Below are 26,583 nucleotides of genomic sequence, written 5' to 3' on the forward strand. Positions count from 1 at the left end.
TCATAACTGAAAACTCCTAACTTTTATTGTGTTAGACCGACCTGTAGCTGAACTATCAAAGCCTCGCAGGCGCTTACCTGATCAGCGCTGGCAGATTTATCCACAAAAACCAGAATTTGCCCAAAATCTGGCGGTTTTGGCAAATATTTCACCGATTGTCAGCCAGTTGTTGATTAATCGGGGTATGGAAACACCAGAACAGGTACAAGCATTTTTAAATCCAGAGTCTTTAGTCTTACCTTCGCCGTTGGAAGATTTCCCCGATTTGGCGATTAGTTTGGAGTTGTTGCAAAATGCGATCGCTTCTCAAACCAAAATTGCTATCTGTGGCGATTATGATGCTGATGGGATGACCAGCACTGCTCTACTTTTACGTAGTCTCCGCACTTTAGGCGCACAAGTAGATTATGCTATTCCCAGCCGGATGCATGAAGGCTACGGTATTAATAAACGCATAGTTGAAGAATTTCACAGTGAAGGTGTAGGGCTAGTTCTGACTGTAGATAATGGCATCTCTGCGTTTGAACCAGTTGCTAGAGCTAGAGAACTTGGTCTTGCAGTTATTATCACCGATCACCACGACATCCCCCAAAAATTACCACCAGCTAACGCTATCCTCAACCCTAAACTAATTGCAGAATCTTCACCTTATCGGGGTGTTGCTGGTGTTGGTGTTGCCTACATTTTGGCAGTGTCTCTAGCACAACAGCTAGGGGAGACTAAGGGCTTGATCCAGCCGATGCTAGCACTGTTTACGCTGGGAACGATCGCAGATTTAGCCCCCTTAACTGGTGTAAATCGCCGTTGGGTGAAACGTGGTTTACAACATTTACCCAAATCCAACTTACCTGGTATACAGGCGTTAATTCAGGTAGGTGGCGTGCAGGCGAGGGGAGATGAGAAAGCAGGGGGAGCAGGGGGAGCAGGGGGAGCAGGGGGAGCAGGGGGAGTAGGGGGAGTAGAGGAGAAAATTCCTAATACTTCGACTTCGCTCAGTACAAGTCCAAAATCCAAAATCCAAAATCCAAAATCGCTCAAGCCTGAAGATATTGGTTTTCGCCTGGGGCCACGGATTAATGCTATTGGTCGGATTGGTAATCCCCAGACTGTGATTGAATTGCTGACTACAGATGATATGGGGGTGGCGCTGGAAAGAGCAATGCAGTGCGAACAAGTCAACGCTTCTCGCCAGGAGATGTGTCAGCAAATTGAACAAGAAGCGATCGCTTATGTAGAGACAGAATTTGTTGGATCTCTACAGCAAGATCGTGTATTAATTGTTGTTCAACCTAATTGGCATCACGGCGTTATTGGCATCGTCGCCTCCCGCTTGGTGGAACGCTACGGAGTCCCTGTGTTTATCGGGACTTATGAGGATGAGGAACATATACGCGGTTCAGCACGCTCAATTCCAGAGTTTCATGTATTTGAAGCTTTGGAATACTGTCATGATTTACTAGGCAAATTTGGCGGACACAAAGCAGCCGGGGGATTCTCTCTACCAGCAGAAAATTTACAGGCGTTGCGATCGCGTTTGATTAAGTTTGCTAACCAGTGTCTTGAACCCCAGCATCTCAAGCCTCTGCTGAAAATTGATGCTGAAGTCAACCTCAATCATCTCAATCAGCAGCTTTATCAACAGCTTAATGCTCTACATCCCTGCGGTATGGACAACCCCGATCCAGTTTTCTGGACACCTAATGTCCAAGTGGTTGAGCAAAAAATCGTTGGGAAGGGTCACATCAAACTGACAATTGCCCAAACTATCGATAATCAGGAATACAAAATTAAAGCGATCGCTTGGCGTTGGGGCGACTATTTCCGTTTACCACCGCGAGTAGATGTTGCTTACAAACTGCGAGAAAATTACTTTAACGGTAACACTAGTATCGAACTAGAGTTAATCGGTGTCAGGTTGCCAATTAAGCTTCAACAATTTTTTGCTTCGTCACCTATCCAGTCAAGCACAACCTTTGAGTACAACCAGCGACAATATACTTGTGGTTTCTATAAAAATGGTATTGAAGCAGAATTAAGAATTAAAAACTCTGAAGGCAAAGTCTTAGCCATGCAGCCAGGACATATAATTGGTTTGCTGGGTACTAATCGTCAAAACGCCAAAGAAGTCGATCTCTCTCAACCACAGTATGACAATATTATCCAAGCTGCCCTTCAGGCGTTATCAGTATTGAGTGCTGAGTTATGAGTTTTAAATTCCAAAATTTTCTTCTACTCAACACTCAGCACTCAGCACTGTTAAAGGTTGCCGTTGCGAAATGCCAGCACAAAGATTACAGCTGGACCAGCAATCACAATTAGCGCCACGGACAGCAATTGGAAAATAACTTCCCAATTGATACTGGTAAAAGCGTTAAACAATCCAGATAAAGCGTCAAACATTTTTCTTTTTCTCCTCTCAATTGTCTTAAAAAATTCAATAACTTAATTAGAAAACCCGAAATCGATCATATCTGGCTATGGGTTGTTAGATTTAATTTACTTAACAAAATTATAAGAAAAGACATAAAAACGTAAAATAGGGGCATTGGGTATTGGGCATTGTTTATTCTCCCCATCCCCCAATCCCCAATCCCCAATCCCCAATCCCCAATCCCCAATCCCCAATCCAAAATGTCAACTTGGCAATGTGTAAAGCAATGTGGAGCCTGCTGTAATCTCGATCCAGCAGAGCGTCCAGATTTAGATGAGTATCTCTCACCACCCGAACTAGAACTCTACCTCAGCATGGTAGGCGAAGGGGGATGGTGCGTTAATTTCGACCACACCACGCGAGAATGTCGCATCTACGCCAATCGTCCTCGCTTCTGTCGTGTGGAATCAGAAGTGTTTCAAGATATGTATGGGGTTGAACCAGAAGAAGTCAACGATTTTGCTATTGACTGCTGTCGCCAGCAAATAGAAGGAGTTTATGGCGATCGCAGTTTAGAAATACTACGCTTCGACAAAGCTGTTGGCCTTTGACACTTCCACCCTCCTTTTTTGTATGTAGTTGCAATTTATGACAAAAATATGAGAAAATGATAGAAATATGAAAAGACTCTAGCAACCAAAACTACTGCCTAATGAAACTTGACTCTGTACCTTTGGAGATTTCTGGCATATCTCAGACTGAGGTTGAGCTAGAACTGGAAGACAGCAATGATTTTAACTTAACTCCTGCGATCGCTCTGTCAGTTCAGCCTGTAATTGCCGATAGTCCTCAAAAGCAGCAATCAGTGTTGGTAGTTTTTGGTACGACTTTTGTAACCATTTTCCTAGCAGAAATTGGAGATAAGACTCAGCTATCGACTCTGTTAATGAGCGCACAATCTCATTCGCCGTGGGTGGTATTTATCGGCTCGGCGGCGGCGCTAATAACTACCAGCCTATTAGGCGTACTTTTAGGTAGTTGGATAGCCAATCGACTCAGCCCGAAAACTGTAGAAAAATCAGCCGGCGTGATGTTGTTAGTAATTTCTATAATGCTGTTTTGGGATGTATTCCAAGGTTAGTTAAAAGTTAGGAGTTAGGAGGTAGAAGTTACTAGTTAAGAATTAGGAATTAAAAGTTAGTAGTTATTCTCCCTCATCTCCCCCTGCTCCCCATTCCCCATTCCCCCTAAATATATGGATTGGCATTTATTAGGACTGAGCTTTATTACAGTTTTTTTATCAGAATTGGGTGACAAAAGTCAGCTAGCAGCGATCGCACTTTCAGGACGTTCTAATTCTCCACGTGCAGTATTTTTCGGTGCAGCAGGCGCATTGCTGTTGACAAGCCTATTGGGATCGTTAGCAGGGGGTGCAGTAGCCGAATTACTACCTACACGCGTTTTAAAAGCGATCGCGGCTGTAGGATTTGCCATTCTTGCTGTACGCCTGCTGTTATTTAACAATGAACCATCAGCAGATTCTGAACAAACACCTTAGAGAAGAATTCAGAATTCAGAATCCAGAAATCAGAATTACTCTTCGTGGAGGATTAGAATTATCTAATGACTCGAATTAATACTGAATTCTGACCGGAGGCGGAGCGTCTCCGGCTCCGCTCCTGAGTTCTGAATTCTCATTTACAAAAGTTCCCAAGCAGTTCCTTTGTAGCCGTATTGAAAAATTTCTGGATGCAAAATTTCTGCCAAAATTTCTAGAGAATCTACCAGTCGCGGCCCTGGACGATTGAAGTAAGAATTGCCATCAGTAATGTAGACTCTACCAGCTGCGGTAGCGTGTAGTTTTTCCCACTCTGGACGTTGAGTTAATAAATTGGCTTCTTTGCGAGTGCGGTTTAAATCAAAGCCACAAGGCATAAAAACAATTACATCGGGATTAGTTGTTACTAGTGTTTCCCACGGCAGGATCGGAGAAGGCTGACCTGTAGCGCAAAATAGAGACTGTCCTCCTGCTAAGTTAACTAATTCAGGAATCCAATTCGCAGCGATCATCAAAGGATCAGTCCACTCGATACAGGCGACAGTAGGTAGTTCATCTAAAGAAAGTCCTTGGATTTTTTGCTGGCAGATTTTGACGCGAGCTTCTAAATTTTCTAAGACTTTTACCGAGTCTACGCCAAAGATGTTGCCGACTCGCTCAATGTCTGCCCAAACATCCCGGAGAATATTGGGTTGTAAAGAAATAATCTGAGGTTTACTATCAACGAGTGTAGCAACTGCCTTTTCAACATCATGTAAGCTAACAGCACAAACATCGCACTGGTCTTGAGTGAGAATGTGGGTAGGCTGCAACTGCTCTAAAACATCTATTTTGATTTCATAGATACTAAGAGCAGATTGCAATAATTTGTTCACTTCATCGTTAATCTGGCTGCTGGAGGCATCACTGTTTAAACGTGCTTGGGTACAAATGGGGCGATTGAGGATTTCTGGAGGGTAATCACATTCGTGCGATCGCCCCACAATAGCATTAACCAACCCTAGTGTCGCTAAAATCTCCGTTCCACCGGGAATCAGGGAAACAATTCTTACATCACTATCTGTCATCGCTCCACCTCCGCAAAAGCTTGCCGTTACCTTAAGTTTGGCAGAATTTGAGCCATTAGGTATCTTTCTCTAGGAGAATCAAGGGTATTTTGCTAGTCATTACTAAGCAAGAAATTGTACTAGGGATTGGCTATTGAGAAGAATCTTTACCACTCCCCAGTTCCAAATTAAAAATACTATACTACTTGTACTACTTGATAGTAGAATTACTTAATAGTGAAATTACTTTAAATGCTAATTATCCCCTGGCAAAAATTAATCGTATGAAGTAACAGAAGTAATCAGCAAAATCTAGCTTATAACTAATTAGCCAGAATCATAAAATTTAATTAGAAAAATTATACTTTCCGGTTATGAAAAACCATCTCAAGTAATTGTAGTTATACAAAGACAGTTCTACTTTTTCCGTAGAACTGCAAGTCCAAATTATTTCTTCTTGAGGGCAACTAATGCAAGTGGTGTCAGCTAGAGATATTACAGAGCAGAACCAGGCCCAAGAGGCTTTACGAATCAGAGAAAATAGTCGGCGAAAACAAAGCCAAACGCTGGTGCAACTGGCAAGAAGCAAAACGTTTCAGCAAGGTAATCTCAATGCCGTGTTGAGGGAAATCACAGAAACTGCTGCTCAGACGCTGTTAGTAGAGCGAGTTGGGGTATGGTTATATAATGAAGAACGTTCAAAAATTGAATGCATTAATTTGTATGATATCAGGACTAAGGAGCATACCCTTGGTAACTCTCTTTTAAAAACAAATTTTCCTGCTTATTTCCAGGCTTTAGAAGAGGAGCGTACTATTGCTGCGGAGAATGCCAGAAACGATCCCAGAACCCAAGAATTATCCGAGTCTTATTTTTCAGTTTTGGGCATCACATCTATACTAGACGCACCAATTTGGCTAGAGGGTCATTTGGTGGGCGTAGTATGCCACGAACACATAGGTGAAGGTCGCCAATGGACTTTAGAAGAAGAGAGTTTTGCTGGCTCAATTGCAGATTTTGTGACGCTGGCTATAGAAGCGAATGAGCGAAACGTCGTAGAGGAAGCACTGCGACAGAGTGAGGCACAATTTCGGGCGATTTTTGAGCGTTCCTCTATCGGCATTGGCCTGATAGATATGAAAGGGCAGATAGTCGATACTAATCTGGCACTGTGCGAGATTTTAGGATACAGCCGAGAAGATTTATACGGCAAGCGCTTTACAGATTACATTTCCATAGAAAGGGAGGATTTAAAACTTTACAAACGACTGATGTCAGGAATTCGCACAGACTTAAAGAGAACTTCGAGAGACGGTTTACAACCCTCCAACCATCAGAAACAGCTTGTCGAAAGACATCGTATTGAGATAGAAAGACGCTGCCAGCATCAAAATGGTAGCTTAGTTTGGACTCATATCTCTGTTTCTGTTATACCAGGCACCAATGGTGAACCTGAGTTTTTTCTAGCGATGATTGAGGATATTACTGAACGTAAGCAAACAGAGTTGAAACTACGCGCTTCTCAAGAAGCAGCAGAAGCTGCCAGTCGAGCAAAAACTGAATTTTTAGCAACCATGAGCCATGAGTTGCGGACACCTCTCAATGCGATTATGGGTTTGTCACAGTTATTGCAACAAGAAATAGTTGGCTCTCTGAATGAAAAGCAGAACGAATATGTAAGTTGTATATATAGTAGTGGTGAACACCTGCTGGCAGTGATTAACGATATCCTTGACTTATCTAAGGTAGAAGCAGGTAAAGAAGAACTGTTACTATCATCGTTGTCAGTGGCAGATATATGTAATTATGCCATCTGGACAGTGCGCGATCGCGCCTCAGAGAAGGGATTGCAACTCACACATGAAATTGACCTAGAAGCGGATATTTGTATTGCTGATGAGCGGCGCATCAAGCAAATGCTACTCAACTTGCTGACCAACGCCATTAAATTCACCCCAGCAGGTATTGTATCGCTGGTAGTCAAAAAAGTGCCACAAGGGATAACGTTTACAGTTTCAGATACTGGCATTGGTATAGATTCAAGTCAGTTTCAATTTCTATTTGAACCGTTTAAACAGCTTGACAGTCGGTTAAATCGGCAGTATGAAGGCACTGGTTTGGGTTTAGCATTGACGCGGAAATTAGCGCGTTTACATGGTGGAGATGTTACTGTGACATCAACTTTAGGAAAGGGCAGTCAGTTCAATCTGTTTCTACCAAATTCAGAGCATCCGGGAAATGGGGAAAATGAGACAAATGACATACATAAGATAGATGAGATAGAAGAGGAAGCAAATTTTACCTCGTCCTCCTCTTCTTCAGTCATCCCCACAAATAAAACTATTTTGCTTGTAGAAGAAGAGGAAAATACAGCAACAGTGTTGCAAGATTATCTCCACACAATTGGCTACCAAGTCAAGTGGATAGATAATAGTAACGACTTTTTGAAACAGGTACAAAGCTTCCAACCAGATTTAGTTTTTTTTGATTTGCAGTTAGTAAAGGATGTTCATATCTTGAATTTGTTGAATATCCTTAGAAAAGAGCCTTATCGGGAACATTTACCGATTGTGATGATGACCTTTAGCGAACCTTTAGAGGAGGAAATTGTCATGCCGCTAGGTAGTGTTAATGATTACCTTGTCAAGCCAATTCGCATAGTCCAGCTAGAGTCAGTTCTAATGAAATATTTTAGTTAATTGCTTATAAAAATACATTTTTATCTGAAGACTTAGTAAGAAAATACTAAATATTTTTACTTGGATGTGAAAATATTTTTCTCATTTTCACATGGAGAGTACTAGCTTCTTCAAATATTTCTCCTTCTTCTATAAAATCCAGCTTTTTGTATAAATCTTTCACATATTCTTGAGCATGAATCACTACTTCTGGAATATTTTTGTTAGCTATCACCTGTAGGGCATTTTCCATAATTTTCTTACCAATACCTTGCCCTCTAACTGTCGATAAAACAGCTAACCTTTCTATTTTGGCAGTTTTATCATCTAAATATCTGATTCTAGCAGTACCCACAACTTCCATATTTAAATAAGCAATTAGATGATCGGATATTTCATCTTTGCCATCAAATTCTAAAGCGGGATCTACCCCTTGTTCTTCTTGAAAAATTGATTTTCTAATTGCTTGAATTGCTGGAAAATCTTTAGGTAATTCAGCAACTTTTATAACTAAATTACTCATTAAACTCTCTTGGATGTTACTACATAATTGTAGTTTAACGTGAGTTTGATGCACCTCTCCCTGCTTTGAACGAAAGTGCAAGCCTGTCCCTCTACGCCTGGATTTCTCACTTGTGAGAAATCCAAGGGGTGTGGGAGGTGTGGGAGGTGTGGGAGGTGTGGGAGGATGGGGAAGAAGTCTTACCCCCCACACTCCCCACACTCCCCACACTCCTCTTCCCCTGAAGCCTACACTATGCGTGACAAATCCGGGTACGGTGTACACACAAGTCCTTCTGACCCCCCCTCTAACTCCCCCGATGCCTTGGGGGAGAACCGGATATTTCCCCCCTTTACAAGGGGGGATTAAAGGGGGTAAATCCAGGATTGGGGCTTCATTACCAAGATGTGTGTACACTGTAGGACTCGGAGAGGGAGGGTTTTACGCAGTAAAATCAGGGAGAGGTGTTTTTGATTGTGCAAATTAGACGGATACTATATGAGCCGTGGAATTCACGTTAGTTTAATCTGCTCCTTCAATTGGTGCAAAACCTTGACGCTGAATATTTTCTGTAACCGCGCGTGGTTCCAAAAATTGCAGTAAGTAATCAGGGCCGCCTGCTTTAGAACCAACTCCAGAAAGTTTGAATCCACCAAAGGGTTGCCGTCCAACGATCGCTCCGGTAATATTGCGGTTGATATACAAATTACCGACTTCAAACTCTGTCTGCGCCTGCTGAATGTGAGAAGGCGTTCTAGAATAAAGGCCGCCAGTTAAAGCGAAGTTTGTACCGTTGGCGACTGCTAACGCTTCCTGGAAATCTTTCACCCGAATTACCGCCAGCACAGGGCCAAAAATCTCTTCCTGGGAAATTACCGCATTTGGCGATACTTCACTAAAGATGACTGGCCCGATAAAATATCCTTGCTCGGGTGCTGGTAATTCCAAAGCTAATTGTGATTCTGCCTTACCCTTCTCAATATACTCGCGGATGCGATCGCGGGCATTAGCATCAATTACTGGCCCAACTTGGGTACTTGGTAACTCTGCTTCCCCAATATTTAAGGATTTTGTCGCTTCCACCAACCGCTGCACAAAGGCATCATAAATCGGTTGCAATACAATCACCCTGGAAGCAGCAGAACATTTTTGACCACTGTAACCAAATGCCGACTGTACTACCCCCACAACAGCCTGGTCTAAATCAGCACTTTCATCGACAATAATGGCATTCTTGCCGCCCATTTCCGCAATCACCCGTTTCATGTGCTTTTGTCCGGGTTTCAATGTTGCCGCTTCTGCGTAAATTCTACAGCCTACCTCTTGGGAACCTGTAAAAGCAATTACATGAGTATCTGGATGATTTACCAAATAAGCACCAACTTGCGAACCCTTACCAGGTACGTATTGAAATACACCTTTAGGAAAACCAGCGTCTACCAAGATTTCTGTAAATTTCGCTGCAATTACAGAAGATGTTTCCGCAGGTTTGAGGAGAGTGCAATTGCCTGAAACTAAAGCTGCGACTGTCATTCCACAAGCGATCGCTAGCGGAAAATTCCAAGGAGAAATCACGACAGCAATACCGCGTGGTTGGTAAATATAATGATTAGTTTCGCCAGGTATGTCGTAATTCACACCTTTATCTAACCGTTCAATCTCATCAGCGTAGTAACGACAAAAGTCTATCGCTTCCGAAACCTCTCCATCAGCTTCCTTAACTGGTTTCCCAACTTCCAAAACTATCCAAACTGAAAGTTCAGCGCGGCGGAGTTCCATCAAATCACCCGCTTTCCGCAAAATATCAGCGCGTTGTTTGGCTGGTGTTTTCTTCCATTCAGGAAACGCCGCTTTCGCAGCTTGCATCGCCTGTTCCGCTTGTTCAACGCTAATCAACCCAACTTTACCAATTACCTCACTGAACTTAGAAGGATTGAGAGAATCAACAAATTCCGGCGGATTAACATATTCGCCATTAATCAGTGGTAAATAAGTTTTACCCAACTGTTGACGAACGCTTTGGAAAGCTTGCGCCGCCTTCGTTCTCACCTCTTCCTCAGCGTAATCGGTATCAGCAGCACCGAGGAAATGAGAGTTAGAAATTAAAGATTTCTTCTCATCTTTGACAATCGGCGGCGCTAATAACTCTTCAATCGGTCGATTTTCGAGATTTTGCCGTAAAAAAGAACTATTAGCTGTATTTTCCAACAACCGGCGAATTAAATACGCCATCCCAGGTAATAATTCACCGTAGGGACAGTAAACTCTGACTCGATAACCTTTATCAACCAGCGCCTTGGCAACTTTATCACCCATACCGTAGAGGACTTGCAACTCAAAGCGACGGCGGGGGACATTTAAACTTTCAGCTATGGCAATGGCGCGAGAATGCGATCGCACATTATGGCTACCAATGGCAGAATAGACATATTGATGATTTTCTAACAACAGCTGAGTGATGGTTTCAAAGTTAGCATCAGTTGCGGCTTTGTCGTTGTAAACTGGCTGTTTCCAATGCTTTTGGGCTGCTTTGATAGTTTCTTGATCCCAATATGCACCTTTCACCAAGCGAATTGTCAGAGGATAACCACGTTCTTTCAACCAGGAAATTACGTCTTCGGTATCTTGTTCGCTATCACGCAGATATGCTTGAATTGTCATGCCAATATCTGTGCGTTCCCGAAACTCTTCTTCTAGTAACAGTTTTTTCAGAATGCTGAGAGTTATGTCCTTATAGGCATACTGTTCCATATCAAAATGCACAGCTGCACCTAATTCTTTAGCACGACGTAAGAGAATCCGAATGCGATCGCTAACTCTCTCTTCACTACCTTTAGCATCTAATGGGTCAAATTGAGAATAAAACGCTGTTAATTTAACAGAAACCTGAACTTTTGGTATGGGTTCGCCATCAGCCTCATCAATCGCCGGAATAGCTGACCAATTCTTCGATGCTTCCACCAATTGTTGCATTAATTCTAGATAGCGTTCTAGATAAGACTGCGCTTCCGCTTCGGTAATTACGGCTTCACCAAGTAAGTCGATGGTGAAAGCCATTTTTTCTTTTCGCAGTCGTTCAACTGTTTTGATGACTTGTTTAATATTTTCCCCAGAAATATATTTATGGGCAAGAGTCTCAACCGCTGTACCAACAGTTGTAGCAGCAACTTGTCCTGGCATGGAGTCGGGGTTAGCAAAGTTTAGCATTCCCTTCAAAGCTGCCGGTAATTCTACAGATTCATCGCCTAAATATTCTTGTAAATGTGAGGCAATTTCTGATTTACTGTGTAAAGCAGGTAACGTATCTATAAAGCGAAATAGTTGCACCCGCAGGCCAGGATTACTCATCGCCCAAGCTAGTAATTTATCATCCCAGCGCATTTGATCCCGTAGGGAAGAAAAAAACGAACGATTTTCCTGCGTTGCGGCTAGAAGTTGTTTAGCAATTTCTTGGGTTTTAGCTTCGTAGGTGCTTGTTTGTACTTGTAATACCACTGATAATAACTCCTTAATTAAGGCAAGGCTTTTTGTACAAAGCCTGTGTCTTCTATTTTGACGCTTTCATTTAGCTGTCACCATTATGCGGAATTCGTAATCGACGACAGATGTGGATTAAATAGATAAAAACTGCTATAAACTCTACCATGACAACGCACTTAACAATGCCCGCTTAAATTCAGCTGCACTTTTAAAGTGAATTTCTGGCTTATCAACCAACGCCAAATCAATCACCTGCGCTAGGGGTTGCATAATTGTTGCATCTCGTTGGCGAATTGGTATGGGATTATTCTGTAAAACTGCCAGAAAGGGATCGCCTGTGAAGTTGCGGGGGAAACAACCTGTTAGCATATTGTAGAGACAAGCCGCAACTGCCCAAATATCTACCTCCGGTTGGGCATATTTAAAGTTAAGCACTTGTTGTCGTGGCATGAAAACAGGAGTACCCGCTTGAGTACCAGTCAAAGTTTGACCACTTAAACCAGCTAAGTCAAAGGCCTTAGATAAGCCGTAATCACCGATTTTAGCCACCAGTTTTCCATCAATATTAGTCAAGAAAATGTTACTCGGTTTGAGGTCGCGGTGAACTATACCTTTACCTTTGCCAAACTTCCCATCAGCCAGTTTGACATAAGGCAGTTCAACATTGTGGGCATATTCTAAAGCGTCTAAAATTTGCAGAATAATCGGTACAGCAATATCAACAGACAAGCGCCCACCCAGTTGTTGCATGAAATCCCATACAGTACCGCCCTCACAATATTCCATTGTAAAAAAGAAGATAATTTCCGAGAAGCCACAATCCATCAGTTGCACTACATGAGGATGTTGCAAAGCCTTAGTGTTTTCCGTCTCCCGGAGAAACATCTGCACAGCGAAGTCATTCGCCGCCACTGCTGGTAACATGACCTTTAAGGCTATGAACTTGCCAGACTGATTATGCTGTGCTAAATAAACTTCCCCGAATTCACTAGTGCTGAGAAGTTTGACAAGATTATAACCGCTAATTGCTTTGAGGTTGCGATCGCCACTCTCAGCCAAATTCAGAAAGTATTTGATGATGTCTAAGAAATAAGCCTGTTGTACTGGGTTATTTTTGACAGTAACATCATCAGGGATGAAGGTTGGTAGATTTACTTGATATTGATGTATTTCTATACTAACTTTAAAGACAGTGTGACCTAAGTTGATTTCGTCGCCTGTTCGTAAGTCATACTCTGGAAACTGTAATTTTACAGCTTCTTCAGCCGTTTGATTTCGTTGGCGTTGTCCGATGTTTTTACCGTTAATGTAAGTGCCATTTTTACTACCAAAGTCCCGCACCCGAATATCAGGAGGATTAATATCCAGTAGACAGTGATAGCGGGAGATGCCCCGATGATTGTCATCATCTGGTAACTGGGGATTACAATCTGGACTTCTACCGATTATGCAGCTAGTGCGGCAATCAAAAATATATTGCTGTCCTAATAATTGTCCTTGGATAACGGTAAGGATGATTTTAGCTGGCATCTTAACAATAAAAAATTAATGACCACGATCATAACTTACCTGTATCAGATATCACAGTGGTTAACCACTCATATCCCGCAAAGTTTCTGAGATTAAATCCGGTTGAATACTGATTACAAATCTTGATGGGAAACAAAACACATTGATTTATAACTAGATTTATAACTTGTAAATATATTCGCGTGAACTCACTCCTAACCCTTTGCTGCAAGTAAGGGGAGGAAAATTTTTCCCTCTTTCTCCTGGCGGAGTTAGAAGGTGAGGTTCTACTTGAAGTCTTCTACTGCTGTTTTAACAGTATGTACTTGTTTTTTCCAATACTCAGAATGGGTATACTGCCTCTATGCCTACAGAAAACTTTATGGATATTTTATTTTATAACTGGCAACACACACTCCAACCCTTTGGTGTTGACCAGGTAGCGGCTGAGAAAGCCTTTAATCTCTTGGTTGAAGCTTATTCTACCCCTGGTCGCTACTACCATACACTGAAACATATCGATCGCGTCCTCAGCACAATTGAGATTTTGCAAGGCTACACCAACAACCTAGCTGCTGTTCAACTAGCTGCTTGGTTTCACGACGTAGTGTATGACACTGAAGCTAAAGATAACGAAGAACGAAGTGCAGACTATGCTTTTGAGTTGCTGAGTAATTTGGGTATTCCAGAAAGTATCATAACTACTGTCACCCGTCTGATTCTGAATACTAAAGATCACCAAGCTGCGGTAAATGACTATGATAGCCAAGTCCTACTTGATGCAGATTTAGCGATTTTGGCTAATAACTCAGTTGATTATCAAGAATACGCCTATGCTATTCGTCAGGAATATGGCTGGGTGGCAGAGGCAGATTATATCACAGGTCGTCAGAAAATTTTAGAAAGATTTTTACAGCGATCGCGTATTTATTTTACGCCTTTAATGTCAGAGTTTGCCGAACCATCCGCTCGTGGCAATATCCAGGCAGAAATTCAGTCTTTGTTGTCTCGTTAGCTTTATCACTGTTAGTAGCATAAAATTTTTTCTATATGAATTAGGGGAGAGCGATTTCCCTCCAATTCCGGGAACTATAAAAATGGCGGTTACTGACAAATATTACTACAATTTTGATGAGAACTCTTCAACAATCACCCTCACTTAGGGCAGTATTCCAACAAAAAATCGACACCAAAAAATCTACCAAACACCAAGAAATTCATGAAAGATTAGGTGATGGCTTTTTAGGTGGGTTGGGTTCATTCATGTTTGAATTTAACCAAGCAACAAATAAATTCAAAGGCAATATGGGGGAATGGGGAGTATCACTACTTTTGCAATCTTTCCCCGATACATGGGTGATATTTAATAATGCTTTAATCCCTACTAACTCAGGCTCTCTAACGGAAATAGACCATTTAATTATCGGTGAGAGTGGTGTTTTTTTAGTAGAGGTCAAAACCTGGAAAGGCTCATTTAGCGCTTATAAAGATAAATGGAAACGGCGTGAAGGTAACAATTGGGTAGCAGTTGACAATAGTCCGACTTCTCAAAGTATTTACCATCAAAAAATGTTTAGTCAGTGGATTACTTCATTAATGCCTAACCTTCCTAATGGGTTTGTTGCAGCTCCAGTAGTCTTCCCAATTGCTAAATGGATAGGAGCAAATGATTGCTCAGTTCCAGTTTTACAAGGTATCCCTGCACTGCTACAGATGATAAATAGTTCTCCTGATTGTTTAGCACCAATACAAGTACAGGCAATTGCCCAAGCCGTTGAAAACTTGATACTTCCTACAAACACTAAACCGATTCCTAAGCCCAAACCTGTTAAGCGCCAGAATCCTATAATTTGAGTTTATTAAATGCGCCAGGGTTAGGCAGAAGGCTTGACCATTGATGTGTACGGTGGCAATATGCCAATAGTCGCTGCCTTCTCCCTCTGGTATCACTTATAAATTTGTTGGAAATCCCTTAGTTAACGTCTGCCACCACCACGATGAGGTATTTCAGACACGTCAGCATCTTCTAGCTTTCTTTTCGGTGCAAACATTTCTTGATGTTGTTGCTGTTGAATTTTTTGCTGTGCAAATTTTACGCGGGTGTGAACTCCCACATCGGCATCAGTATCAAGTATTTGCTGAAGTTGATTTGTAATCCGCGATGCTTGCTCTGGTAAAGTGACTGCTATAGCGATCGCTAGTGTTTCTAAACTCGTCACTGCTGCATAGCGCACTATCCATTCTGGATCTTGAGAAATTAGTAATAGCGCCTCTAATACTTGAGTCTGAACAGATTCCACTTTCTCAGCAGGTAGTTGATGCAAGCGCAAAGTGCCTAATCCTCTAGCAGCTGCCCGCCGCACACTTAAGGAAAAATCAGTTTTTGCTGCCTCTAACAAGGTATCTAGCGCCCGAACATCGCCAATTCCCGCTAAGGCACGGATAGCCCAAGCTCTAGCACTGTAGTTGTAGTCATCAATTAGTTCCAATAGTGACGGTACTGCGGCTTCTCCGATCGCAATTAGTCCATCTACTGCCGCCACTGCTGCCCCTGGATTGTTGTAGCCCAAAGCTGCAATCAGAGTGGGAACAGATTCCTCAATACCAGCTGCCGCTAACTCCTGAACTGCGTCTAATAAGCGATCCGAGGAGTCTGCTTCTTCCACAGCACGAATTAATATTTGGGCAAGGTCACTGTTATTCATAATAATTTGCCATCAGTCATTAGGGATCTGCCAATTGTAGCTTAAGTTCTCCGTAGTTGACATCAGACATAAACCCCCTAGCCCTTATCTCGCAGTTGGGTTGGAGGTTTATGTGTGGTAAACATTTGTTTTAAACGTATTAATAACAACTAATGCCTGGGAAATTATGACTACAAAAGCGAGTCCATCAAATTTATTACTTTAATCGCACCATCAGACAAAGTGTTTGTTGCTGTGTGGTTAACTTGATGTTCTAGTAATCCTTTAAGGGAAATTAACTTCAGGCTATTTTCGGCAAGAGTTTCGGCGATCGCATCTGCTGCGGGTAGATAGCCAATTGCTCCCAAGTCTGCTAACACTGCTCGACGCAATTGCAATTTTTCTCCTGCCAGAGCTTTTATTAACCGTTCTCCATAAACTGGTTCTTGGGTTAATTGATACATGGCTCGTGCGGCAGCATATTGCACTAATTCTATTGGATGCTCTAAAAATGGTTTTACCAAAGGGACGCACTCAGTCGCCCTCAAGGCTCCCAAGGCTTCTAAAATGGCTTCGTAGGGTTGAGATAAATCAGGCTGTGATATCAGCTGCTCTCCTTGCAAACCTACTTGTAATAACTCAATCAGGGCGGGAATGCAAACCGGATCGCCCAGCATTTCTAAGGATTGTGCCGCTGCTTCCCGGACATAAAAATCTGAGCAGTCTAAACACGCAATTAAAGGTGAGAGTGCTTGGCGATCGCCTAGTTTCCCTAAAGCCCTAGCTGCGTTCCGTCGTAGAGGATATCCGCCTTCTGGTGTTCTGTCGGCTTCATCCTCTAACGCTTTAATCAATCCTGTAACCGCAGCTGCTTCACAGATCCGAAACCTACCCAACCACCAAGCAGCATAAAAGCGCAGACCTAAATCTGCACTTTCAAGATTAGCGATCGCCTGCTCTACAGTTAAAGATCCACCGTCGGCATTGTTACCTGTCGGTGATAAATCTTCAATTTTCTCCGGACTGGGATTCATGGCTGTGTTCGCTATGTGTTGTCTCACCATTCAATGGCTGAATGCTGACTATTTTGCCACCCAAGCGAGTAATCCGCTGCATTTCCTGATTCATCCGGTTCTCAGGCACTGTGATAAACACACTGGCACTAGAACGAATGGGATAGCCGACTTTTTCTGTTTCTTCGCTTTGGCGCAGACCGACTACTTCATAGCGGAAGGAGCGGTTACTATTTCTACCATTAATTTGTCCAAGCATAAATCAATTCCAAATTTATAAATCGAAGTTCTCATTAGTCCTTGGTCTGAAACTAATGACCAATGACTAATGACCAATGACACTAAAGTGGCTTCACACTAGCGATTTTACCACCTTGTTTTACCACTCTCTGGAAGTAAGCAGATAGTCCTTCATATGGTATAATCACAGCTTGATTGACCCGGCGTGTGCTAGGATACCCGGCTCCAAAAACGCCTGCCACTTCAATGCGGTAAAGTCTGCCTTCTTGGCCGAAAGTTCCTGCACCACCGAAAGTACTGTTGGGGGTAACGCCTTTTTCAGGAGCGACGTAGGAAAAGCCGGAAGGACCACCAGATGGAGGAACAACAACAGATGCACTGTTGCGACCTAGTTCACCGGCAAGGCGGGAGGAATTACCTCTAAGCTGAGAGGTATCGCTATTGGCATAGCCACGATAAAGTTGGAATATCCGGCTAAATCCGACAGTTTTCTGACCTGTTTGAGTTTTGAAACCGCGATAGAAAGGCACAATATTGTCACCAAAGCTACTTTGATACTCTGGCGAATCAATATAGGAATCAATGTCGGCTTCATATCCCTTGGTTTGATATAAGTCTAAGTGATAAATCACCTCAGACTCATCATAGGGAGCACGACCCAACAAATGTTTATAGTTCAGTTCAATGACGCGAGTTTGAAAACTGTTGTAGAAAAACTTGGATTTGTACAGTTCTGATTTGGCTACTTGACGCACAAATTCTTGTACTGTGCTTTTCCCATCGCGCAGAATAGATTCAGCACTTGTGAGACGCTCAGATTTCATTAAGTAATCGTTGCCCAACAGCTGACGATAGACGGCAGAAATTACCTGCTCTATGTCTTCTTTAGTTGCATTTGGGCGCAATTCTAGAGGAGCGTTATCACTAAAAGCTTCTGTTCCCAGACGGGACGCTGCTGTTGTAATAGCCATTGGTAATTTTCCTTATGTAATTGGTAATTGGGAAAAGTTAGAAGTTAAGAGTAGGGGTAGAGTTAAGAATTCCAAACTCCTCATTCCTCACTTAATTCCCGATTTCCTATTTATACAGATGTGATGCTAATAACCTTGCTGCCCTTACGATTAAGCTGCTGCAATTTACTAGACAGTTGCTCGTAGGGTACGAGCAATTCCGCAGTACCCCGTCGCACTACAGTTGAGTTTGGAGAAGCTGCTTGTAGTACCCTAATCCGGTATGTTTCTCCTCGACCACCTGTTGAGAGACCTGTTAAGGCTCCTGTAGAGACTGGGTAGATGGGTGAAGCGAGATTCTTAGCTATTTCCCAAGTTAGGCGTCCTTGTTTTTGCCCTTGAGCGCGATCGCTATTGGCATAACCCCGATACAGTTGGAACAGTCGGCTATAGCCAACGTTTTTCAGCCCTACTGGGCTATTAAAGCCACGATAGTATGGTACAATATTTTCGCCAAAGCTTTCTTGATATTCTTGCGAGTCAATGTATGAGTTAATCTCAGCTTCGTAACCTTGTGAGTTGTAAAGCTCAACGTGGTATGAAATCTCTGACTCATCTTCTGGGGCGCGACCCAATAAATGCTTATAATTCAACTCGATAAAGCGAATTTGCGAGTTTGAATAGAAAAACTTCTCCCGATAGAGTTCCGACTGAGCAATGGCTAGAACAAAACCCCTAACTGAAATCGCACCTTGCTGCAACAGTGATTCAGCACTGACAAGACGCTCTCCTTCCATTAGGTATTCATTACCCAAAACCTGACGGTAAGCTGCCCGGATGATCACTTGCACATCCGTTTCTGTTCTATCGAGACGTAGTTCTGCCAGTCCTGAGTTTTCAAAGGCTCCAATACCTAGCCTTGCTGCTTGCCCCAAAGCTGCCATCTTTAAACCTCCTCAGTTTTTAATGGAAACCTGAAAATTTTTTAGAAAATTTTTTTCTAGTTTTTAAACAGTCTTTTGAAAATAAAACTGCCCAGAAAGGTAAACCAACTCCTAGCTATTTGCCAACAGAGCTTGTTTTCCTTTCCGGGCTAAATACACTCTATTAGCTTAGAGCGTTAATTGCGTAGTCGATGTAGGAATTAGCTTCTACAGCAGGGTCGCCACTTAGACCGTGATTAGCCTTGATGTACTTGAGAGCTTCAACGTACCAGCTAGGAGATAGATCAAAGGTGCGGTTGATTTCAGCCAAGCCAGAAATCAAGAAGTCATCCAATGGTCCTGTACCACCTACAACTAAGGAATAGGTAACAATCCGCAGGTAGTAGCCGATGTCACGCGCACACTTTTCTTTACCAGTGTTGGTAGAAGCAAAGTTAGGACCTTGTTGTTGAGTGGTGTAAGGGAACTTGTTGTATACAGCTTGAGCTGCGCCTTCTGTCAAACGTTGGGCATTGGCGCTCAAAGCTTTTGCTGCTTCTAAGCTAGCTGGAGCTTGACGGAAACGACCAAAAGCGGTTTGAATTTCGGTGCTGGAGAGAAAGCGACCTTGAGAATCTGCGGCTGCAACTGCTTCGGTAAGAGGTGTCTTCATCGGTTTAGTATCTCCCTATTTACAATCTTGTTGAAATTTGTTTTGTCTAACTGACAGTTGTCAGTCAATAGTCTTGAGCGGGTTTAGCTTACTGCTGCGGCTGCACGATCAAAGTAGCTAGCAACTTCAGATGATATAGCGCTGCAATCGCCTCTAGTGATACCATTGGTGTCGTTAACAAGAGCCAAAGCTGCGTCCTTCATTTTTTGTACGCCAACTGCTACAGAAGCACCAGGAGTTCCTAGAGCCAAGTAGGTTTCGCGCAGACCGTTCAAACAACGGTCATCTAATACACTTGCATCACCAGCAAAGATTGCATAGGTGACATAGCGTAAGATGATTTCCATGTCACGCAAGCAAGCAGCATTTCTACGGTTGGTGTAAGCATTACCACCAGGAGCAATCAACTGAGGTTGTTCTGCGAACAGAGCGCGAGCTGCGTTGGCAACAATTGCTGAGGAGTTGCTGGTAATCCGGTTTACGGTATCTGCACGCTTGTTGCCATCTTTAACTAGGGCAGCTAGAGCGTCCAACTGAGCAGCGCTGAGATATTCACCGCGGGCATCAGCTTGGGTGATTACTTTTGCAAATGCATCTAAAACCATTGCCTTAAATCTCCTAATTTGCTTGCTTAAGAATAATTGGACTCAAAACTGAATGGTCCAGCTTTTTTGATGTCAGCACTGCCTGACGAGTTACGAAAGGTTTAAAACAGACATCCACCGAAATAAGTTTACGATCTCCAGGCTTTCAGATTAAAACTTTTGTTAAAAAACTTCAAACTTCTATGAACGACTGGAAAACCTGATTAAGATGTTGTTTTTTACTTCCAAGTTCTCTTTATACAATGCTGCCGCATCATAATTTATTACAAATTATTATTATGTTTGTGAAAAATAGTTACATAACTTCATATTTTTGTCTCTGTTTAGTTTATGAGCCGAGCGCTGCTCTCGTGGGAGGACAATAGGTATCGCAGTTACTGTCACTTTGTAGTTATGTCTTATATGTCTTATGTAGAATTACTCGAATTTATTTTGGAGAAAGGTAATAACGCGCTTGAATGCTTGGGGGTCTTGGTAGAGAAAGCCATGACCGCCCTTAAAGAACTCTAAATACGAACCTGGTATCTGTTTGTGCATTGCCTCAAGATTGGCAGGAGGAGATATGCCATCGTGATGACCGCCGCAGATATAGACAGGAATATACAGTTGAGAAAGTCGATTATATGTATCGTGAGCAGCACGAGCCTCAAGCTGGCGACGACGCCCAACTTCACGACTTGGTTCGTCTATACCCGCTTGAGAAACTGCTAGTGTCAGCTTCACTAATTCCTGAAATTGTGTAGTTCGGCTAGAGAGCCAAGCTTCCTCTTGCCAACGAGTATCAGCAATTGTGATTTGCCGATGAGCTAGTTCTTCAGCAGCAAGGTTCGCGAGTTCATGTAGTGGATATGACGATCCACCAGCACCGCCACTACTAGTACAGGCCAAAACAAGACGTTTAACGCGGTGCGGATAGCGCAGTGCCAACTCTTGGGCTACCATACCCCCAAAGGAAATTCCGATGACATGAGCGTTCTCCCACCCGACTGCATTTAACAAAGAGTCTGCATCAGCGGCGTAATCTGCTATGGTGTAAGGAATATCAGGTTTTGAGGTTTGACCCAGACCGCGCTGATCGTAGCCTAGTATTTGAAATTGTGGGGCTAGCGGTGAGTCAAAAATAGTCGGCGATCGCTGCAAATCTCCTCCAGTAACACTGATACTAAGTAGGCGTTGACCAGTGCCACGAATCTCATAATACATTTGCAGGTCACGAAGAGATACAAATGGCATGAGTATTTTCCCTGATGAATTTCGTAGAAGTTTATCCCAATATCTCTAAAAAAGCATCCTCTTTTTATTCTCACTGGATGTTGTTGCATTGAGGGGCTGCTAGATCCCCTACTTCTTAAACAAGTCGGGGATCTGAACACCACTAACCTCTCAAAACTTTTGGGACAGACTACTAGTTCCTACCAAACACACTGCCAAGGGCACGCGCCATATTTTGCGGCTGCATTGCATCCATTGCGGCGGTTGGTTCGTAGCCACAATGAACCATACAATCAGCACACTTAGGATTACCACTCTTCTGGCCGTATTGACTCCAGTCAGTTTGTGCGAGTAATTCCTTAAAGGTAGAGTAATAGCCTTCGTTCAGCAGATAGCAAGGTTTTTGCCAACCGAGAACGCTATAACTAGGGCTACCCCAAGGTGTGCATTCGTAGTCCTTCTCACCCGTGAGAAAATCTAGGAATAAGGGATTGTGATTAAAATTCCAGTTTTTTTCACCACTTTTGTATGGAGCTAGAATTTCTCGGAAGAGGGCGCGGGTTTGTTCGCGATGGAGAAAATGATCTTGATCTGGTGCCCACTCGTAACTGTAGCCGGGAGAAATCATCATCCCGTCAGTATTTAGTGTTTCCAGAAAGTTGAAGAACTCTTGCATATCTTTAGGTTCAGTACCTTCAAAGATAGTGGTGTTAGTGGTGACACGAAAGCCTTTAGCTTTAGCGGCGCGAATGGCTTTGACAGCAATATCAAAAACACCTTTACGATCTACGCATTGATCGTGTAATTCCCGCATTCCATCTAAATGCACGCTGAAAGTTAGATAAGGGGAAGGTTGAAACTTATCCAGGCTCTTTTCTAACAACAAACCATTGGTACACAAGTAAATATATTTCTTGCGCTCAATTAATCCCTGGACAATCTCATCAATCTGGGGGTGTAGAAGAGGTTCTCCCCCAGGAATGGAGACAACTGGTGCGCCGCACTCTTCCACAGCGGCAAAACACTGTTCTGGGGTGAGATTTTGCTTTAATATTTCCTTTGGATGTTGGATTTTACCACAACCAGTACAAGCGAGATTACACCGAAAAAGAGGTTCCAACATCAACACTAAGGGGAAGCGTTTGCGTCCTTTCAAACGCTGAGTAACAAGATACTTCCCAATATCCATAGCTTGTTGTAGATTAACTGCCATTGTTGCGATCGCTCCTCTTTTAAAGATAAATGCACCACTTTCTCAACCCCAAGATTTATCTATGGGGTCTTAAATTTTGAATTTTGAATTTTGAATTTCCCAGAGGGGTTGACATATCCCTGAGCAACAAACCAATCCACAGCATCTTTGAGTGCGGCGTTCAGAGAAGATTGGGGTAGACCCAATTCTTGTACAGCCTTTGAAGCATTGTAATACATCGGTTGTTTCGCCATCCGAACGCCATCCAATGGCACTGAGGGCGATTTTCCTAATGGTGCGAGAATCTTTTCATCAACCCAGGCAACACTCAGGGGCAACCAAGCGGGTACAGTTTGTTGAGGTGCGCTAAGACCTGTGATATCGGCAAGTTGTTCGAGTAGTTGCTTGAGACTAAGGTTTTGATGACCTAAGATATAGCGATCGCCAGATTTACCCCGTTGCAAAGCCAGTAAATGCCCCCATGCCACATCCCGCACGTCGATAAAATTTAGACCAGTATTCAAGTAAAAGGGCATTTGCCGTCGCAAAAACCGCAAGATTATATCACCCGTCGGGGTAGGTTTGATATCCAACGAGCCAATGGGGCTGCTGGGATTGACAATAACTACCTCCTGACCTGTAGCAACGGCTTGCATAGCTTCTTGTTCAGCCAGAAACTTAGACTTTTTGTAGTCACCCACCAACTTTTCTAAGGGACTCTGATGTGTTTCATCCACAACTTCTCCTGACGATCCTACCCCAATCGCTGCCACTGAACTCGTGTAGACGGTGCGCTCAATGTTAGCTTTGCGAGCTGCTGCCAACACATTGCGCGTACCCAGGACATTGTGACGGTGCAGTAATTCCCGGTCTGTTTGCCAGAGGGAATAATGGGCTGCCACATGAAATAGGTATTGACAACCAAGCATCTGTTGCCAGAGATTTGGATCGTTCAAATCGCCTTTGACAATTTCCACATCCAGACCGCGTAGATTCTCCAAATTGCTGGTTGAGCGTACCAGCGCTTTGACTGTGTAACCCTCTTGCTGCAACAACCGTACCAAGTGGGCACCAATAAAGCCCGTACCCCCCGTGACAAAAACCTGCATTAAGTTGCCCCCCTCTTCTTAAATCGAGGAAACCAATCATCCAAAATGGTGTAGACTACTGGCACAACAATCAAACTGAGAATAGTTGAAGTTACCAGTCCACCTGCGATCGCTACAGCCATAGGCGATCGCAATTCCGAACCAGCACCCAAACCTAATGCGATCGGTAACATCCCTAAAATAGTGGAGGCCGTGGTCATCATAATTGGTCTGAGGCGCACTAGTCCGGTATTGAGGATCGCCTCGGTACGGTCTAAGCCAGCATTGCGTAACTGGTTGATATAATCTACAAGCAAAATGGCATTTTTATTTGCTAGCCCTAGCAAAAAGACGAAACCGATCAATGAGATCATACCAAAATCGCTCTTAGTAATCAGTAGCGCCAACATCGCTCCCACTAGTGCTAAAGGTAAAGATACACCAATCACCAGAGGGTCTACCCAACTTTTGAATAGTAAAATTAGTACTATGACAATGCATAAGGCAGATAAAGCCAGAGTAGTGCCGAAACTGCTAAACACTTCACCTTGACGGGCAGAGTCTCCCCCTAAATTTAAAGAAACATTAGAGGGTAACACCGCGTTTGCTTCAGCTACCACTTTGTCAGTGGCATCACCCAAAGACAGATTTTTGCCAAGATTAGCACTGATGTAGGCCACCCGCTGATTGTTCAGACGCTCGATCTGAAAAACCGTCCCCTGTGGATTCGTTTCACCTGTAACTGTAACATCAGCGAATCCCGGTAGCCTTTGAATCCTTTCTTTAATGGCTTTGACTGCTTTGCTCAAAGCTTGGAGATTATCACCTTGTAATGCTATCTGGAGGGGTTTTTGACCGCCAGAATCGACAAATTGAATATCTTCAACACTAGTAGTTACCCCAGAAAGAACAGGTAAGGAGGAGCGCAACTGATCCTGTAGTTCGGCAGTTGTGATTGTGCGGTTTTCCTTTAACTTTACATATAGTGTCCCTTTATTTGGTTCACCCTCACGAGAACCAACAGTGGTAAATACCGTTTCAACTGCCGGTGATTTTCTGACTACATTTTCTAATTTCTTCGCAATCTCAAGAGAATCGTTCAAGGGGTTAGGAATTGGGGACTGGAGACTAGCATTTCTCCCCTGCTCCCCTGCCCCCCCGGTTACTGAGCGCAGTCGAAGTATGCTCCCCTGCCCCTCTCCTCCACTCGGAATACTCGGCAAAGGAGCCGTATAAGCAATATTAAATTCGCCGCGATCGAGTTTGGGAATAAATCCTTTAGGAATTAGTGGAATCAGCACTATACCTGCGATGAAGCTGAGGACAGCTAACCCGATAACTATCTTCCGGTGATTTAAAGACCAACTCAATAAATTTCCGTAATATTGAGTAAAAGCTACCCAGATTTTTGCTTCTCGACGCGGGGAAAGCGAGGATTTAGGTTTCAGCCAGTAGATAGCCAAAACTGGAGATAAAGTCCGAGCAACTAGCATAGAAGCAAGCATCGCCGCTGAAACAGTGATACCAAAAGGCTTGAAGAACTGACCGATTACCCCACCCATTAAACCTATGGGTAGAAAAACTGCTACTGCTGTTAAAGTGGCGGCGGTAACTGTCAACCCAATCTCATTTGTCGCTAAAAGCGCTGCTTGGCGAGGAGTTTCTCCATCTTCAACGTGTCGCATGATGTTTTCCACATCCACGATCGCATCATCAACAATACTACCAATCACCAAAGCTAAAGCCAGCAGGGTGATTGTTTCCAGGTTGAAGCCAAAAATCGCCATGACGATAAATGTCGCCAGCAAAGATGTGGGAATCGCCAAGGCAGAGATCAGAGTTGCCCGCCAATTCCATAAGAAAGGAAAAATCACTACGATAGACAACAACACTGCCTCCAGCAAAGCATCAATTGTTGACTGGGTGGCTTGGCGGATATATTCTGCTTGGGTGGCAGCTAAGGTGAGTTTGACATCTTTAAGGGTTGAGCGTAGCCTTTGAACTTCTTTCTCAACATGACTCACGACTTCCAAAGTATTAGCACTACCGCGTTTGATTACCTGAAATGCGAGTGCATCTTCACCGTTAAACCGGACTAATGTCGCCCCACCTTGGGGGACCGTGGCACTCGCATTCGCTGGATTTAACGGAGCAGTTGCAGTCGCAGTGCCTAGTAGTGAGACTTTTAATACTCCTGGTAATTTAGCGATCGCACTGACAATCTCATCTTGCGCCAACTTCGTCAAATCTTTGAGATTCCGTGTAGAACTCTCTATGGCATAGCTAATGGCGGCTGACTCGTTTAAATTCAGAGGAATAATCTTAGAAGTTCCTCCTTCAGGTAGAGTCAACTGCTTGAGAGCAGTTTCAACCTTTTTGGTCGATGTTTCTAAATTTGTCCCAACGGCAAAAGAAAGGGCAACAGCTGTTTGACTAGGATAGGTGGATGAGCGAATATTCTCCAGTCCTTCTAGAGAGCGGAGGCGTTCTTCTAGGGGTTTAGTGAGCTTCGCCTCAGTATCCAGGGCAGTTGTCAGGGGAGCTGTAGCATTCACAACCACCACTGGAAAGGTAATATCTGGAAACAAAGCATACTTAAGGGAACTGAAAGCCAGAACACCAGCTACCGTTACGGCAATCCAAAAACTCACCGTCAGCCACGAAAATTGAATCGCCAATTTGGAAATATTGAAGAGTTCTCGTGCGGATTTGGAGTTATGAAGCTTTACCATCTTGGAAATTTATCGTGTGGATAACACAATTATTTAGTCATGCTACAGCAATCATCTTCGGTTTGCTAATTTTGGTTACTACTAAACGGCAATATAGCAGTCCTAAATCATTGGTGAAAATTATATA

23 protein-coding genes and 1 pseudogene are annotated in these 26,583 nt (G+C 43.2%); 8 read left to right on the plus strand and 16 right to left on the minus strand.

What is annotated here, in order from left to right; genetic code table 11:
* Window positions 1-28 precede the first annotated feature (28 nt).
* A complete protein-coding gene (locus CDG76_RS14320) occupies window positions 29-2,206 on the plus strand; it encodes a single-stranded-DNA-specific exonuclease RecJ (protein ID WP_094349661.1) in 2,178 nt (725 codons plus the stop codon).
* Window positions 2,207-2,256: 50 nt separating this feature from the next.
* On the opposite strand, the gene psb30 is transcribed toward CDG76_RS14320, so the two are convergent.
* Window positions 2,257-2,400: a photosystem II reaction center protein Ycf12/Psb30 gene (psb30, locus tag CDG76_RS14325; RefSeq protein ID WP_190240852.1), complete on the minus strand. Its 144-nt coding sequence runs from the start codon at window positions 2,398-2,400 to the stop codon at window positions 2,257-2,259.
* Between the two features lie 231 nt (window positions 2,401-2,631).
* Here psb30 and CDG76_RS14330 point away from each other — a divergent pair, with 231 nt between their 5' ends.
* From CDG76_RS14330 to CDG76_RS14340, 3 genes are all read left to right on the plus strand, one after another.
* Window positions 2,632-2,982, plus strand: coding sequence for a YkgJ family cysteine cluster protein (locus CDG76_RS14330; RefSeq protein WP_094349662.1), 351 nt, complete (start codon window positions 2,632-2,634; stop codon window positions 2,980-2,982).
* A gap of 101 nt (window positions 2,983-3,083) precedes the next feature.
* A complete protein-coding gene (locus CDG76_RS14335; protein WP_094349663.1) occupies window positions 3,084-3,512 on the plus strand; it encodes a TMEM165/GDT1 family protein in 429 nt (142 codons plus the stop codon).
* Window positions 3,513-3,626: 114 nt separating this feature from the next.
* Entirely contained in the window at window positions 3,627-3,929 is a 303-nt protein-coding gene (locus CDG76_RS14340) for a TMEM165/GDT1 family protein (RefSeq protein ID WP_094349664.1), read from the plus strand.
* Between the two features lie 140 nt (window positions 3,930-4,069).
* Here CDG76_RS14340 and CDG76_RS14345 read toward each other — a convergent pair whose 3' ends face one another.
* Complete coding sequence (locus tag CDG76_RS14345; RefSeq protein ID WP_094349665.1) at window positions 4,070-4,996, minus strand: cobalamin-binding protein; 927 nt, start codon at window positions 4,994-4,996, stop codon at window positions 4,070-4,072.
* A gap of 449 nt (window positions 4,997-5,445) precedes the next feature.
* Between CDG76_RS14345 and CDG76_RS14350 the strand changes: the two genes are divergently transcribed.
* The gene (locus tag CDG76_RS14350) at window positions 5,446-7,674 is read left to right on the plus strand and encodes a hybrid sensor histidine kinase/response regulator (RefSeq protein ID WP_094349666.1); all 2,229 of its coding nucleotides are present in this window, start codon (window positions 5,446-5,448) and stop codon (window positions 7,672-7,674) included.
* Between the two features lie 46 nt (window positions 7,675-7,720).
* On the opposite strand, the gene CDG76_RS14355 is transcribed toward CDG76_RS14350, so the two are convergent.
* Window positions 7,721-8,176, minus strand: a complete 456-nt coding sequence (locus tag CDG76_RS14355; protein ID WP_094349667.1) for a GNAT family N-acetyltransferase — start codon at window positions 8,174-8,176, stop codon at window positions 7,721-7,723.
* A gap of 112 nt (window positions 8,177-8,288) precedes the next feature.
* On the opposite strand from CDG76_RS14355, the gene CDG76_RS36145 reads away from it, so the two are divergent.
* Window positions 8,289-8,642, plus strand: coding sequence for a hypothetical protein (locus CDG76_RS36145; RefSeq protein ID WP_143854087.1), 354 nt, complete (start codon window positions 8,289-8,291; stop codon window positions 8,640-8,642).
* A gap of 35 nt (window positions 8,643-8,677) precedes the next feature.
* On the opposite strand, the gene pruA is transcribed toward CDG76_RS36145, so the two are convergent.
* Both pruA and CDG76_RS14365 read right to left on the minus strand, forming a co-directional pair.
* The gene (gene pruA / locus CDG76_RS14360; protein WP_094349668.1) at window positions 8,678-11,650 is read right to left on the minus strand and encodes an L-glutamate gamma-semialdehyde dehydrogenase; all 2,973 of its coding nucleotides are present in this window, start codon (window positions 11,648-11,650) and stop codon (window positions 8,678-8,680) included.
* Window positions 11,651-11,794: 144 nt separating this feature from the next.
* Window positions 11,795-13,165 carry a protein kinase domain-containing protein gene (locus CDG76_RS14365; protein WP_094349669.1) on the minus strand — a complete coding sequence of 457 codons (1,371 nt, stop codon included), beginning with the start codon at window positions 13,163-13,165 and terminating at the stop codon, window positions 11,795-11,797.
* A gap of 343 nt (window positions 13,166-13,508) precedes the next feature.
* Here CDG76_RS14365 and CDG76_RS14370 point away from each other — a divergent pair, with 343 nt between their 5' ends.
* Window positions 13,509-14,159 (plus strand): HD domain-containing protein, encoded by a 651-nt coding sequence (locus CDG76_RS14370; RefSeq protein WP_094349670.1) that lies wholly within the window; start codon window positions 13,509-13,511, stop codon window positions 14,157-14,159.
* A 116-nt stretch (window positions 14,160-14,275) separates the two neighbouring features.
* On the plus strand, window positions 14,276-14,998 hold the full coding sequence (locus CDG76_RS14375; RefSeq protein ID WP_094349671.1) for a nuclease-related domain-containing protein: 723 nt from the start codon (window positions 14,276-14,278) through the stop codon (window positions 14,996-14,998).
* A gap of 122 nt (window positions 14,999-15,120) precedes the next feature.
* Here CDG76_RS14375 and CDG76_RS14380 read toward each other — a convergent pair whose 3' ends face one another.
* The 11 genes and pseudogenes from CDG76_RS14380 to CDG76_RS14430 form a co-directional block, all read right to left on the minus strand.
* Complete coding sequence (locus CDG76_RS14380; protein WP_094349672.1) at window positions 15,121-15,849, minus strand: HEAT repeat domain-containing protein; 729 nt, start codon at window positions 15,847-15,849, stop codon at window positions 15,121-15,123.
* Between the two features lie 170 nt (window positions 15,850-16,019).
* Window positions 16,020-16,862 carry a HEAT repeat domain-containing protein gene (locus tag CDG76_RS14385; RefSeq protein WP_094349673.1) on the minus strand — a complete coding sequence of 281 codons (843 nt, stop codon included), beginning with the start codon at window positions 16,860-16,862 and terminating at the stop codon, window positions 16,020-16,022.
* Window positions 16,863-16,878: 16 nt separating this feature from the next.
* Window positions 16,879-17,100, minus strand: a pseudogene (locus CDG76_RS14390) (phycobilisome linker polypeptide); the annotation flags it as partial.
* 82 nt (window positions 17,101-17,182) lie between these two features.
* Window positions 17,183-18,052 carry a phycobilisome linker polypeptide gene (locus CDG76_RS14395; RefSeq protein ID WP_094349675.1) on the minus strand — a complete coding sequence of 290 codons (870 nt, stop codon included), beginning with the start codon at window positions 18,050-18,052 and terminating at the stop codon, window positions 17,183-17,185.
* A 110-nt stretch (window positions 18,053-18,162) separates the two neighbouring features.
* Complete coding sequence (locus tag CDG76_RS14400; protein WP_094349676.1) at window positions 18,163-18,975, minus strand: phycobilisome linker polypeptide; 813 nt, start codon at window positions 18,973-18,975, stop codon at window positions 18,163-18,165.
* A gap of 163 nt (window positions 18,976-19,138) precedes the next feature.
* Window positions 19,139-19,627 carry a phycocyanin subunit alpha gene (gene cpcA, locus CDG76_RS14405; protein WP_094349677.1) on the minus strand — a complete coding sequence of 163 codons (489 nt, stop codon included), beginning with the start codon at window positions 19,625-19,627 and terminating at the stop codon, window positions 19,139-19,141.
* An 83-nt stretch (window positions 19,628-19,710) separates the two neighbouring features.
* Entirely contained in the window at window positions 19,711-20,232 is a 522-nt protein-coding gene (locus tag CDG76_RS14410; protein ID WP_094349678.1) for a phycocyanin subunit beta, read from the minus strand.
* Window positions 20,233-20,649: 417 nt separating this feature from the next.
* Complete coding sequence (locus tag CDG76_RS14415) at window positions 20,650-21,465, minus strand: alpha/beta fold hydrolase (protein ID WP_094349679.1); 816 nt, start codon at window positions 21,463-21,465, stop codon at window positions 20,650-20,652.
* Window positions 21,466-21,637: 172 nt separating this feature from the next.
* Entirely contained in the window at window positions 21,638-22,657 is a 1,020-nt protein-coding gene (gene hpnH, locus CDG76_RS14420; protein ID WP_094349680.1) for an adenosyl-hopene transferase HpnH, read from the minus strand.
* A 59-nt stretch (window positions 22,658-22,716) separates the two neighbouring features.
* Window positions 22,717-23,745 carry a hopanoid-associated sugar epimerase gene (gene hpnA / locus CDG76_RS14425; protein ID WP_094349681.1) on the minus strand — a complete coding sequence of 343 codons (1,029 nt, stop codon included), beginning with the start codon at window positions 23,743-23,745 and terminating at the stop codon, window positions 22,717-22,719.
* Window positions 23,745-26,456, minus strand: a complete 2,712-nt coding sequence (locus CDG76_RS14430; RefSeq protein ID WP_094349682.1) for an efflux RND transporter permease subunit — start codon at window positions 26,454-26,456, stop codon at window positions 23,745-23,747. Before CDG76_RS14430 ends, hpnA begins: the two co-directional genes overlap by 1 nt.
* Between the last annotated feature and the right edge of the window lie 127 nt (window positions 26,457-26,583).

This window comes from Nostoc sp. 'Peltigera membranacea cyanobiont' 210A (genome assembly GCF_002246015.1).
Taxonomy (GTDB): domain Bacteria; phylum Cyanobacteriota; class Cyanobacteriia; order Cyanobacteriales; family Nostocaceae; genus Nostoc.